Here is a 13,875-nt window from a genome sequence, read left to right as displayed (position 1 = left end):
TATGTCTTAATACTTATAATTACTTTTTTGTAGCCGTAAGATTTACAGACAATTCAACATCATTACTAATAATTCTGTCTTTTGCAATATCAGCAATTGAAGAAGAACCATATTTCATTCCAAAATCTATTCTATTAATTGTAAAAACTTCACTCTTAATCATTGCAGTATCGCCATCAACAGAAACTGTAGCAGGAAACGAAATATTCTTCTTTACACCTTTCAATGTCAAATTCCCTTCAACCATAGTTTTTCCATCTTGTTCTTTGATACCTGTTACTGAAAAAGCGGCGTTTCCATGTGCATCAGCATCAAAAAAGTCTTTGGATAATAAATGTCCTTTCAAATCAGCATTTCCTTTATCATCAGCAGGAATATCTAAAACTTTCAAAGATTTAATATCAATGATGAAGTTTCCACTTTCTAATTTTCCATCTTTTACGGCAAATGTTCCCGATGCAACATCCATCGTTCCATCATGACTTCCGCCAATAGCTTTAGATCCTTTCCATGTAACAACAGCTTTTGAAGCATCAACACTATATTTTACTGCTTCTGCTGTTATTGCTTTCTCTGTTTTAGCTGATTCGGCATCTGTTTCATTTTTCTTTTCTCCTTTACAGGAAACAACAAATAAGGTAATTGCTACTAGAGCAATCATGCTTAAAAAATTATTCTTCATTTACATTGTTTTTTATTAGTTAATAATTGAACAACAAAACTACTAAATGTTTAGAATTTATACAGATTCACTGAATAAAAATATTTTTGGTGACATTTTGACATTTTTCCATAATTGGCAGTACTTTTGCAAACCATTAAGAGAAAATAATAAAAAATTTTTTGGACATATATCATGAGCAAAAAAAAGGATACTAAAGTAGAGAAAGAACAAGAAGTTGTACAACCAGAAGCTACAAAAGCAGAAGAGACAACAGTTGAAGAGACTACAGAAGCAACAGAAATATCTGTTGAAGAACAATTAAAAGAAGATTTAGCAAAAGAAAAAGACAAGTTTTTACGTCTATTCGCTGAATTTGAAAACTATAAAAAAAGAACAAGTAAAGAGCGTGTTGAGCTTTTCAAGACAGCAAGTAAGGATGTTGTTGTTGCCATGTTGCCAGTTTTAGACGATTTTGACAGAGCTTTGGCAGAAATTGCTAAAACAGATGCAGAAGACGTGAAAAAAGGTGTGGAGCTAATCAGCAACAAACTACGTGAAGCACTAAAAGCAAAAGGCTTAGGTGAAGTTGTAGTAAAAGCTGGAGATAAGTTTGATGCTGAAGATCATGAAGCCGTAACACAAATTCCTGCTCCAACGGATGACATGAAAGGTAAAATCATTGATGTTCTTGAAAAAGGATATACTTTGGGCGAAAAAATAATTAGATACCCTAAAGTAGTAGTTGGACAATAATTTTTATAAAAGACCACAAGTTGTTCATCACAACAAAAATCTTTTGAAATAAGTACAGTAAAATGAAACAAGATTATTACGAAATATTAGGCATAAGCAAAGGAGCTTCCGCTGCAGAAATAAAAAAAGCATATCGTAAAAAAGCGATTCAATATCATCCAGATAAAAATCCTGATGATAAAGGAGCTGAAGAAATGTTTAAAAAAGCAGCAGAGGCGTATGAAGTCTTGAGTGATGATAACAAAAAAGCTCGTTATGATCAATATGGACATGCAGCTTTTGAAGGCGGCGGCGGTTTCGGCGGTGGCGGCTTTGGTGGCGGCATGAATATGGATGACATCTTTAGTCAGTTTGGTGATATCTTTGGCGGCTTTGGCGGCGGTGGCGGATTCAGTGGCTTTGGTGGCAGCGGCGGAGGAAGACAACGACGTGTAAAAGGAAGCAATCTAAGAATTCGTGTAAAACTTTCGTTAGAAGAAATTGCAAATGGTGTTGAAAAGAAAGTAAAAGTTCGCAGAAAAGTACAAGCACCAGGCGTAAGCTATAAAACATGTAGTACGTGTAATGGTTCTGGTCAAATGACACGTATTACAAACACAATACTTGGTAGAATGCAAACGTCTACAACATGTACTACGTGTGGTGGAGCTGGACAATCAATTGATAAAAAACCTGCAGATGCAGATGGACATGGATTAAAAGTTTCGGAAGAAACAGTAGTCATCAAAATTCCAGCTGGAGTTGAAGAAGGAATGCAACTAAAAGTTTCAGGAAAAGGAAACGAAGCACCTGGAAATGGAATCGCTGGAGATTTATTAGTTGCCATTGAAGAAAAAGAGCACGAAGCACTAAAACGTGAAGGTGATAATTTACACTACGATTTATACATTAGTTACTCAGAAGCTGCCTTAGGAAGCTCAAAAGAGATCGATACCGTAACTGGGAAAGTTAGAATTAAAGTAGAATCGGGAGTACAGTCAGGAAAAATATTACGCTTGCGCGGAAAAGGAATTCCAAGCATAAATGGATACGGAAAAGGAGACCTCTTAGTTCATATCAACGTGTGGACACCGAAAACATTGACAAAAGAGCAAAGAAGCTTCTTTGAAAAAATGGCGGAAGAGGAGAATTTTGTGCCAAGTCCAGAAAAAAGTGATAAATCATTTTTTGAAAAAGTGAAAGACATGTTTTCGTAATTCTTTTGGTATTACGAAAAAAAAACTATCTTTGATAAGTTGCTGACCGTAACTGGTCGGTAACTTTTTCTTTTTCATAGCAATTTTTTCCCATCCTTGATACCTATTAAGGGTGGGTTTTGTTTTATATTCATATTTCTTGTAACAAAATACACTAGCTCGTTACTTATATAAAAAACCGTTCATGAGTTCAATTCTACAAGCAAAAGAAGTCGTAAAAAAATATGGCGACTATACTGCCTTAAATAAAGTTTCAATTGATGTGCCTAAAGGAAGTATTTTTGGACTGCTAGGTCCAAATGGTGCTGGAAAAACATCACTCATCCGAATCATCAATCAAATTACTGCGCCAGATGCTGGTAAAGTTTTGCTAGATGGAGCTGAATTACAACAATTTCATATTAAAGATATTGGATACATGCCGGAAGAACGCGGTTTGTATAAATCGATGAAAGTTGGTGAACAAGCATTGTATTTAGCACAATTAAAAGGATTGAGTAAATCTGAAGCAAAAATGCGTTTACAGTATTGGTTTGAAAAATTTGAAATTTCAGATTGGTGGAACAAAAAAATACAAGAGCTTTCCAAAGGAATGGCGCAAAAAATACAATTTGTAGTAACGGTTTTACACAAACCTAAGTTATTAATCTTTGATGAGCCATTTAGTGGTTTTGATCCAATCAATGCAAACAGAATCAAAGATGAAATTCTACAATTAAGAGATGAAGGTGCAACCGTAATTTTTTCGACACATCGAATGGAATCTGTAGAAGAAATGTGCGATCATATTGCATTGATTCACAAATCAAATAAAGTATTAGACGGAAAATTGATTGATGTAAAACGTCAATATAAAAGCAATACGTATCAAGTTGGTGTGAATGCAGTAGACAATCAACAACTAAAAAATGTATTAAACGAAAAGTTTGAATTGACAGATGCAACTTTCAAGTCAATCGATGATGATTTAAAAGTAAACATCAAACTTAAAAACGGTGATACTTCTAACGATTTACTTTCGTACCTAACTTCAAAAGGGCAAGTGAATCATTTTGTAGAAGTAATTCCGAGTGTAAATGATATTTTTATTCAAACTGTAGAAAACAATAATTAGGCTATGAATCACTTACCACTAATTATCAAAAGAGAATATTTAACGAAAGTTAGAAACAAGTCGTTTATTGTTATGACGTTTTTGAGTCCATTAATTATGATTGGATTGGGAACGTTAATTTTTTATCTAACACAAGTAAACGGCAATAAAGAACGAACGGTTTCTGTTTTAGATGAAACTGGAAAAATTTCGGAGATATTTACACAAAATGTAGATGAAGATTCTAATATTACGTATAATATTCTAACAGAAGAAACACTAGAAGAAGCAAAAAAACTAGTAGAAGCTAAGGAAGAATATGGTTTGTTACATATTGAAAACAAGGGATCTATTGAAGACATTTCTACGCATATAAAATTTTACTCAGAAGATTCACCTTCGTTAAAATTCATATCGCGTTTAGAGCGAAAACTAAGTAAAAAGCTAACAGATGAAGCCTTTATAACCAATGGTGTAGATGTTTCTTTAGTAAAGAAATCTAAAATGGACGTTGCCATTGTTCAGGAAAGTTTTACAGGAGAACGTACGTCAAAATTTGTTAACTATTCCAAATTAGGTTTTGGTTTGGCAGCAGGATATCTACTCTTCATGTTTATCATTATCTACGGAAATATGATTATGCGTAGTGTAATAGAAGAAAAAACAAATCGAATTATAGAAGTGATTATTTCTTCGGTAAAACCCGTACAATTATTAATGGGGAAAATTATAGGAACTTCCTTAGCTGGCGTTACACAATTTGTAATGTGGTTAATTTTGGGAGGTATAATGATGTTAGTTTTCTCGGCTGTATTTGGTGTAGATTTAGTAGGTGCACAAATGGCACAACAACAGGAAGTATTAGAACAGGTTGACATGAACTTTCAAATGCAAGTTGCCGAAGTATTCCAAAGCTTACCATTAGGAAATTTGGTAGTTGCCTTTTTTGTGTTCTTTATTGGAGGATATTTATTATACAGTTCGTTATATGCCGCAATTGGTGCAGCTGTTGACAATGAAACTGATACGCAACAATTTATGATGCCAATCATAATGCCATTAATATTAGCTGTATATGTTGGAGGTTTCACTGTATTAGAAGATCCACATGGAACCGTTGCAACAGTATTTTCATACATTCCATTTACGTCTCCAGTAGTAATGTTAATGCGAATTCCATTTGGTGTTCCAATTTGGCAACAATTAATTTCAGTTGTTATATTATATATTACCTTTACAGGAACTGTTTGGTTTGCATCTAAAATTTACCGTGTTGGAATATTAATGTACGGTAAGAAGCCTAGTTACAAAGAAATATTCAAGTGGTTGAAATACTAATTTTATGCAAGGATCAGATACATCAATCTTTACGAAAGACTTTTTAGATTTTTTAGATAAACCAATACCTTTTCTAAGTCATGATGATATAGAAGTTACTATTGGATCTGTTCTAACATTAATTTTTGTGCTTTTTATAACGCAATTAATATTGCGATACGCAAGAATTTTAGTTACTAGAAGCTTAGATGAAGAAGGTAAATCGCGTTTCAAAACAATCTTCACCTTTGTAAAATACTTTATATTTTCCATTGTCATCATCATGTCTTTAGATGCAACTGGTGTCAAAATTACAGCGCTTTTAGCAGCTTCAACGGCATTATTTGTTGGTATTGGATTGGGAATGCAAAAACTATTTCAGGATATCATTTCTGGGATATTTATATTGGTAGATAAAACTGTGACTATAAATGATGTTATAGAAATTGATAAAAAAGTAGGGAAAATTACGCAGGTAGGATTACGAACAACAAAAGCAATTACACAAGATGACAAGATTCTTGTGATTCCAAATCATAAGTTTTTAAACGAAATATTATTCAATTGGACGCAAAATGATGTCATGACGAGAGAATCAATTGACATTGGAGTCGCTTATGGTACGGATGTTGATCTAGTAAAAGCATTATTGCTAGGAATTGTAATGCAAGAACCTGCAATTTTAAACGAACCCAAACCAACTGTATTTTTTACAGACTTTGGTGATAGCGCTTTAAAATTTAAATTACACTTTTACATAGGTGATAGTTTTCACTTACCAGAAGTACAAAGTAAATTACGTTATAAAGTATATAAAACATTTAATGAAAACAATATAAGCATTCCATTTCCCCAACGTGACGTGCATGTTTATAATTCAAAAATAGAATAGTATGCCTAAAATATTAGTAATAGAAGATGAATCGGCAATTCGTAGAGTATTGGTTAAAATCTTATCTGAAGAAAATGATACCTATGAAGTATCGCAAGCTGAAGATGGATTGGCTGGTATGGAACTTGTCAAAAAAGAAGATTATGATTTGGTATTATGTGATATAAAAATGCCAAAGATGGATGGAGTAGAAGTATTGGAAGCTGCTAAAAAGATAAAACCTGAAACTCCTTTTGTGATGATTTCTGGTCATGGAGATTTAGATACAGCCGTAAATACAATGCGTTTAGGAGCTTTTGACTATATTTCAAAACCACCAGATTTAAACAGACTATTAAATACAGTACGAAACGCACTTGATAAAAAAGAGTTGGTTGTTGAAAACAAACGACTTAAAAGAAAAGTAAGTAAAAATTATGAAATGATTGGTGAATCAGATGCGATTCAACAAATCAAAGACATGATTGAAAAAGTAGCTGCAACGGATGCACGTGTATTAATTACAGGTCCAAACGGAACAGGAAAAGAATTAGTTTCACATTGGTTACACCAAAAAAGTGAACGTAGTAAAGGCCCGATGATTGAAGTAAACTGTGCGGCAATTCCAAGTGAATTGATCGAAAGTGAACTATTTGGTCACGTAAAAGGTGCGTTTACAAGTGCAAACAAAGACAGAGCAGGAAAATTTGAAGCAGCAAATGGCGGAACAATTTTCTTAGATGAAATTGGAGACATGAGCCTTTCAGCGCAAGCGAAAGTATTACGTGCATTACAAGAAAGTAAAGTGCAACGTGTTGGAAGTGACAAAGACATAAAAGTAAATGTTCGAATTGTTGCAGCAACCAATAAAGACTTAAAAAAAGAAATTGCAGACGGTAAATTTCGTGAAGATTTATATCATAGATTAGCAGTTATCTTAATAAAAGTTCCTGCATTAAATGATAGAAGAGAAGACATTCCTTTACTAATCAATTACTTTACAGGAAAAATAGCAACTGCACAAGGAACAGTTGCAAAGAAATTTTCAGACAAAGCTGTTAAACTATTGCAAGAATACGATTGGACAGGAAACATTAGAGAATTACGAAATGTTATAGAACGACTCATTATTCTTGGAGGACAAGAAGTCACAGAAGAAGATGTGAAATTATTCGCTTCTAAATAAAACAAAAAAAATCAGCTCTTGTAGCTGATTTTTTTTGCGTCAAACTGAACTTGATTCAGTTTCTCATCATGAGTGAGTTAGGTTATGTGATGTCGAGTTAAGCTTGGTATGATGAAAAAATAGTATTTCTCGATATGAAATCTAAAAGCGAAGCGATCTAACATCTAACAGCGAAAGCGGTCTAAAAATCTAAATCCCAAACTTTACACTAATTCCAGTTTGTAGATCAGGATTATTATTTACAGTAAAATCTTGTTGGATATAAATTGAAGTTGAAACTTTTCGTGTAAACGTATACATCAACGTCCAATAATTATTGTTTTTATACAAATGACGCGTTCCATGTCCCCAAGAATTAAAAGCTTCATCATCTCGGATATATATATTATATTCATCTTCGTCTTTTTTATGTAAACTTGTTTGAACATAAAAGCTCAGACCAAATGAATGATAGGTTTTTCCTTTAGATAAAAATGTGTATTCAACATTCGTTTCCAAACTTCCGATAAAATCATTCGTTCCAAAATCGAGATTGTCATTTTGTAAATCAACCGCATTTTTGCGAAATACATTTGTCCCTAAACCAAATAATATAAAATTACGATCATTCAAATCGAATTGTTTTACACCAGCGGCAGACAAACCAACGTCCATAGACATATTATATTTTGAAAGATTTGTTCCTAGATGCGCACCAAAATTCAAGTAAATCTTCTTATCATTTAAAAATTCAGGATAATAATAATAATGTGTTTCAATTCCGGCAGTTAAAAAATCACCATTTCCAGCGCTCAATCTTCTTCCGTTTCTATCTGTATACTGAATACTTGCTTTATCCAAACCAAACACTTTTCGGTCAAACGGATCTTTTCCACCAGCAATATTATCATGAAAAAACTCAATAAATTTATCGTTTGTAAATATTGAAAAAGGAAACTTTCCATTTGTCAATATAAAAGCTCGTAAACCAACAACTAATTCTTGATTTTTTTTGATAGGAATCGTCAAATCAACACGCAAGCCTTTAATAACTCCGTCAGTTTCTATTTCAAATGTATCTGCATCAATCAACTCTTGATTTACAAAAGATTGGCGACTATACCAAGGAATTCCTCGCATTTGCTCTCGAAGCGCTTCATCATTTGGAATGTACGTTTTTACATTCGGTCCCCAAACATTTCCACTTTCCAAATTAACACTCAGTTCATTACGTTTGGAAGCCCTTAATTTAAAATTATGGTTCAAACGAGAAATGAAAATTCCGAATGGATTTGTAGATACAATACTTGGTTTAGAAATTCCATTTTTGGTAAATGCAGGAATTGAATCTTGATCGCTTTGCGCGAATGCAATCGAATTCAAACACAAAAACAATACGAAAACTAATTTTTGATACTTCATAATGCAATACTCATAATTTGAAGCGGCTAAACTACAAAAAAAGTGAGGGACAATCCGTATATTTAGCATTCAAAGAAAAATAGTAACGCATGAAGCATTTCGATACAAACACTTTTAAAGTAACTGATACTATAAAACTGAGTGAAACCAGTACCAAATTTGATCTTGGAGAATCTAAAAAAGAAATCAAAAAAGAACTAGAAGATGTTCGAGAAGATTTAGGAAAACTACAAGATACGTTATATGCACATGGAAAATATAGTGTATTGGTTTGTTTACAAGGAATGGATACAGCAGGAAAAGACAGTTTGATTCGTGAAGTTTTTAAAGATTTCAATACACGTGGAATTGTTGTGCATAGTTTTAAAGTGCCAACGGAATTAGAATTAAAGCACGATTATTTATGGAGACATTACATTGCGTTACCAGCAAGAGGGAAATTTTCTATTTTTAACAGAACACATTATGAAAATGTATTGGTGACTCGTGTGCATCCTTACTACATTATGGGCGAAAATATTCCAGGAGTTGAAAGCGTTGATGATATAAATGATGAATTTTGGGCGAAACGTTTTGAGCAAATCAATAATTTTGAAAAGCACATTGCTGATAATGGAACGATCATCTTCAAGTTTTTTCTGAATATTTCGAAAGATGAACAAAAAAATAGGCTTTTACGTCGTTTAGATCTCAAAGAAAAAAACTGGAAATTCTCTCCTGGCGATTTAAAAGAGCGCAAACTCTGGGACAAATACCAAGAATGTTACGAAGAAGTTTTGAATAAATCTAGCAAACCACATGCACCTTGGTATGCAATTCCTGCAGATGATAAACCAACAGCGCGCTATATTGTTGCAAAAACAATATATGATACGTTAAAAGAATACACAGATATTGACGAACCAGAATTGGATGATGATATCAAGGCAAATCTTGACGAATACAAAAAACAATTAGAATCAGAATAAGTACCAAATACTACCCAAATGAAAAAACTTTCAATATTATTATTCTTAGCAACTGCTATTGGTTTTGCCCAAAGCGCAGATGAAAAGCAACTAAAAAGTGTATACTCAACTTCCTTAGTTAACGGGCAAAGTTATGCTTGGTTAGATCATTTATCCAATAAAATTGGCGGACGACTTTCAGGATCAAGCAATGCAGCAAAAGCAGTTCAGTATACAAAGTCAGAATTAGAAGCATTAGGCTTGGATAAAGTTTGGTTGCAAGAAGTAATGGTTCCGAAATGGGAACGTGGAAAAGCGGAAGAAGGATATATAGTAACAGCTTCTGGAAAAACACAAGTTCCAATATGTGCTTTAGGTGGATCTGTAGCGACTAAAAATGGTGGTGTTGAAGCAGAAATCGTTGAAGTAAAAGGTATAGATGATTTAAAAAAACTTGGAAAAGCTAAGATTAAGGGAAAAATAGTATTCTACAATCGTCCGATGCAAGCAGACTTAATTAGTACGTTTGAAGCCTATGGAGGTTGTGTAGATCAGCGGTATGCTGGTGCAAAAGAAGCTTTAAAGTATGGAGCTGTTGGTGTTGTAGTTCGTTCAATGAATTTACGTATGGACGATTATCCACATACAGGAAGTATGGGATATGAAGATGTTGCAGTAGAAGACAGAATTCCTGCGGCGGCAATTAGTACAAACGGAGCAGAATTACTAAGCAAACAATTGCAAAAAGACGCAAAAACAAAATTTGCGTTTACCATGCATTGTAAACAATACGATGATGTAAAATCGCATAATGTAATTGGTCAAATTACTGGAAGTGAATTTCCAAATGAAATCATTATTGTTGGTGGACATTTAGATTCTTGGGATTTGGGAGATGGTTCACACGATGATGGTGCTGGCGTTGTACAAAGTATGGAAGTACTGCGTTTGATGAAAGAAACAGGATACAAACCAAAACGTACGATACGAGTTGTGTTATTCATGAATGAAGAAAATGGATTACGTGGTGGAAAAAAGTATGCAGAAGTTGCTAAAAATAAAGGTGAAAAACATGTCTTTGCCTTAGAAAGTGATGCTGGTGGATTTACACCAAGAGGATTTTCATTTGATTGCTCACCTGAGAATTTCGCGCAAGTAGAAAGTTGGAAAGCATTATTTAAACCATATTTAATTCATTATTTTGAAAAAGGTGGAAGTGGCGCAGATATTGGCCCGTTAAAAGACAATCAAATTGTATTAGCTGGCTTACGCCCAGATTCACAACGTTATTTTGATCATCATCATGCAGCGAACGATACTTTTGATGCGGTAAACAAGCGTGAATTAGAATTAGGAGCAGCAACCATGACGTCTTTAGTATATTTATTTGACAAATATGGAACAGTAAAAAAGAAGAAAATAAAAGGGTAATACCTGATTAACATATTTAATTACATAAAAATCCTGCTTCTTGAAGCGGGATTTTTTATATTTAGAAAAAGGACAATTTGCGTCAAACTGAACTTGATTCAGTTTCCCACAACAAACTTAAGATAAACAGTGTGAGATTCTGAAATAAATTCAGAATGACGGTTATACAAATTTTAAACAAATTTATAGTTAAGAAAGCACACATTTACATGAACAGATTAGTAATTCTCGGAAACGGATTTGATTTAGCACATGGTTTACCAACGCGTTATGAAGACTTTATGTTGTGGTATTTGAAAGAAGTTTTTAAGGAAAAGTATGATGGATCTGGATTAATGAAAGTAGAGAAGAACATTCATTATAGAGAAAACTGGGATGAAGAGATTGACGCATTTAACAATGTAAAAGAATTATTAGCATACGTACGATCAAGGAATAAAGTCGTTATATTTAGTTATGAAGGTCACTTATTAAAAGAATTATTAAATAGATTTGATCGTAATAACTGGGTTGATATTGAAGCAGCATATTATGGATTGTTGAAAAAAAGTCTCCTAGATCCAAAGTATTTTGACATTAAAGAAATAAACAAAGACTTTGAAACGCTTAAAAATCTTTTAGGGAAATACTTGTTAGAAGAAGTAGAACAGAAATATGAATTTATACCAGGTAAAGGATTTTTAGACATTTTTATAACTAAGAATAAAGATTTTAAAGAAGGTTTTTTTACTAAAGCAACCATATACCCTGAGAAAACAATTTTTTTAAACTTCAACTATACAACTTTAATAGAAGATTATTTAATTGAACGTGAAATAATACACAATTTAGGAGACCCAGAAGTGAATTATATTCATGGAGAGCTGGAAAATTTTGAAAATCCAATCATATTTGGTTTTGGAGATGAAAAGGATACGAGTTACCAAGAGATAGAAGAGTTAAACAACAACGCATATTTTGAACATATAAAATCTTTTCAGTATTTAAAAACGTCTAATTATCAAGATTTGATTCGTTTTTTAGATGGAAGTACAGAAGGTTATGAAATCTATATCATTGGACATTCCTGTGGACTTTCTGACAGAACGTTACTAAATCATGTTTTTGAACACGATAACTGCAAATCAATCAAAATATTCTATTACAATGGCATTAAAGGATATACAAATACGGTTTATGAAATATCGCGTCACTTTGAAAATAAAGCAAGTATGCGAACCAAAATTGTTCCTTTTGATAAGTCAATTCCAACACCAAAAATACAATTGAATATCAAAAGTGATTAATTTCTAATAACAGTCTTAATTATTGTCTTATTATTTCAGTTTGCTTTAGGGGAAATCATACTTATAAATGGTAATTACTTGTCAGTTATGTGGTTATAATTGTAATTAACATAATAATAACAGGAAAAAGCTTCATAATTTATTGCATAATTCATCGTAAAAAAGGTAAAACTTTATCGGGAGACACCAATAGAGCTTATTTTATACGAATAAAATTGTATATTTAGGTAAACCGTATTGCTATGAAAGGACTAATTCAAATAACACGTTTGATGGTATTTGTTCTTATTTTTTTCAACCCTAGAATAAGTGTCTTCGGACACAACCAAAATAACCCTGATAACCATCAAACGGAGTTACAAAAAACTACGTCGGAGAAATTCTCCTATTTCTATGATGTAGAAAATTTAAAATTAACACCTAGTTCTGTGGATAGTATTCCTATCTACAAAGAACTGGCGTATAAGTACGCGCAAAATAACGAAGTAGAAAAAGCGTCTTTTTATGCTAATAAGTATATTAAGATGAGTTACGAACTCAACTTTATTCATACTAGTGAATTTGTCGCGGTAAAAAATACTGCGCCATTTCAAAAACTAGTTAAGAAGTATAGAATAAATTTTACATGGTACAATCTATTCTACTTATTCTCTGCATTAATAGGATTCTTTATTGCCGTTATTATGAATTTTAAACGGAATAAAAATAAAAGCGCGATTATATTTATAAGTATCTTCATATTTGTACGCTCACTTTTTATACTTCACTTATTTCTGTACGATTCAAATTTGAAATATAGATTTCCGCATGCGTTATTTATGTCAACTTTATTAGTATTTGTAGATGGACCATTGCTTTATTTTTATTTTAAAAGTATTACCAAAAAGTATGTGTTTCAAAAACTACATTTATTACACCTTATACCTACAGTTATAATTATAACGATATTACTTCCATTATTAGTACTTCCAGAAGAAGAGAAGTTAAAGATAATGTTATACACAAGCGCCATTAATTATACATCATTTTTACCGCCAATGGTTTTTACAAAGTTTATTTTACTTTATGGATATGGTTATTTTGTATTAAAAATATACAATAGAGACATTCGAAAGAATCCTAAAATTAGTGAACGTGTACAAAAATGGCAACGAAATTTAGTTGTGCTAATATTTCTCTATATAATGAGCTTTACGGTGTATTGTTTGGTTGTAATTCGTATCATTCCTAGAAGTGATTTTTTATATCATTTTCAAATATGTATTATGACTTCGATGGTGTTGTATATTGGTTTTATGGCGTACATTCAACCTAAAGTTATTACGAATAGTTACATAACTAGGATTAAAGATAAATATAGAAATTCAGGATTGACAGCTAGTTTATCGAGAGAACTAAAAGAACAATTGTTGTATTTACTGAATAATCAAAAAATATATAAAAAGAATGACATCAATTTGGAGAAGCTTTCCATCATGTTGAATACAACACGACATAATACGTCTCAAGTGATAAATGAACACTTTCAATTAAATTTCTTTGAATTGATCAATCAATATCGAATCAATGAAGCTTCTGAAATACTAAAACATGATATTCACAATAACTTAAACATTATTGATATAGCGTATGAAGTTGGGTTTAACAACAAGGTAACGTTCAATAAATCGTTTAAAAAGCACTTTGCACAAACACCTTCTCAATTTTTGAAAGCTGCACGTGTGGCGTAG

General features: G+C 32.5%; 12 protein-coding genes. 10 read left to right on the top strand and 2 right to left on the bottom strand.

Annotation, left to right across the window (positions count from 1 at the left end; genetic code table 11):
• Positions 1-19: 19 nt before the first annotated feature.
• On the bottom strand, positions 20-682 hold the full coding sequence (locus ACUUYC_RS24795; protein WP_474270396.1) for a YceI family protein: 663 nt from the start codon (positions 680-682) through the stop codon (positions 20-22).
• A gap of 174 nt (positions 683-856) precedes the next feature.
• On the opposite strand from ACUUYC_RS24795, the gene ACUUYC_RS24790 reads away from it, so the two are divergent.
• The 6 genes from ACUUYC_RS24790 to ACUUYC_RS24765 all read left to right on the top strand — a co-directional run bounded on the left by ACUUYC_RS24790 (position 857) and on the right by ACUUYC_RS24765 (position 7,080).
• Entirely contained in the window at positions 857-1,417 is a 561-nt protein-coding gene (locus tag ACUUYC_RS24790; RefSeq protein WP_474270395.1) for a nucleotide exchange factor GrpE, read from the top strand.
• Positions 1,418-1,479: 62 nt separating this feature from the next.
• Positions 1,480-2,613, top strand: coding sequence for a molecular chaperone DnaJ (dnaJ, locus tag ACUUYC_RS24785; protein ID WP_474270394.1), 1,134 nt, complete (start codon positions 1,480-1,482; stop codon positions 2,611-2,613).
• A 184-nt stretch (positions 2,614-2,797) separates the two neighbouring features.
• On the top strand, positions 2,798-3,727 hold the full coding sequence (locus ACUUYC_RS24780; RefSeq protein ID WP_474270392.1) for an ABC transporter ATP-binding protein: 930 nt from the start codon (positions 2,798-2,800) through the stop codon (positions 3,725-3,727).
• Between the two features lie 3 nt (positions 3,728-3,730).
• Complete coding sequence (locus ACUUYC_RS24775) at positions 3,731-5,044, top strand: ABC transporter permease (RefSeq protein ID WP_474270391.1); 1,314 nt, start codon at positions 3,731-3,733, stop codon at positions 5,042-5,044.
• A gap of 4 nt (positions 5,045-5,048) precedes the next feature.
• Positions 5,049-5,915 carry a mechanosensitive ion channel family protein gene (locus ACUUYC_RS24770; protein ID WP_474270390.1) on the top strand — a complete coding sequence of 289 codons (867 nt, stop codon included), beginning with the start codon at positions 5,049-5,051 and terminating at the stop codon, positions 5,913-5,915.
• 1 nt (position 5,916) lies between these two features.
• Positions 5,917-7,080 (top strand): sigma-54-dependent transcriptional regulator, encoded by a 1,164-nt coding sequence (locus tag ACUUYC_RS24765; RefSeq protein ID WP_474270389.1) that lies wholly within the window; start codon positions 5,917-5,919, stop codon positions 7,078-7,080.
• Between the two features lie 189 nt (positions 7,081-7,269).
• On the opposite strand, the gene ACUUYC_RS24760 is transcribed toward ACUUYC_RS24765, so the two are convergent.
• Positions 7,270-8,481, bottom strand: coding sequence for a hypothetical protein (locus ACUUYC_RS24760; protein WP_474270387.1), 1,212 nt, complete (start codon positions 8,479-8,481; stop codon positions 7,270-7,272).
• 89 nt (positions 8,482-8,570) lie between these two features.
• On the opposite strand from ACUUYC_RS24760, the gene ACUUYC_RS24755 reads away from it, so the two are divergent.
• The 4 genes from ACUUYC_RS24755 (at position 8,571) to ACUUYC_RS24740 (ending at position 13,875) form a co-directional block, all read left to right on the top strand.
• On the top strand, positions 8,571-9,449 hold the full coding sequence (locus tag ACUUYC_RS24755; RefSeq protein WP_474270386.1) for a PPK2 family polyphosphate kinase: 879 nt from the start codon (positions 8,571-8,573) through the stop codon (positions 9,447-9,449).
• Between the two features lie 18 nt (positions 9,450-9,467).
• Positions 9,468-10,859: a M20/M25/M40 family metallo-hydrolase gene (locus ACUUYC_RS24750; protein WP_474270384.1), complete on the top strand. Its 1,392-nt coding sequence runs from the start codon at positions 9,468-9,470 to the stop codon at positions 10,857-10,859.
• Positions 10,860-11,068: 209 nt separating this feature from the next.
• Positions 11,069-12,145 carry an AbiH family protein gene (locus ACUUYC_RS24745; protein WP_474270383.1) on the top strand — a complete coding sequence of 359 codons (1,077 nt, stop codon included), beginning with the start codon at positions 11,069-11,071 and terminating at the stop codon, positions 12,143-12,145.
• 242 nt (positions 12,146-12,387) lie between these two features.
• Positions 12,388-13,875: a helix-turn-helix domain-containing protein gene (locus tag ACUUYC_RS24740; RefSeq protein WP_474270382.1), complete on the top strand. Its 1,488-nt coding sequence runs from the start codon at positions 12,388-12,390 to the stop codon at positions 13,873-13,875.

It is taken from the genome of Kordia sp. E (genome assembly GCF_056033805.1).
Note: the sequence above shows the minus strand (reverse complement) of the source record. Positions and strands in the feature narration are given on the sequence as shown.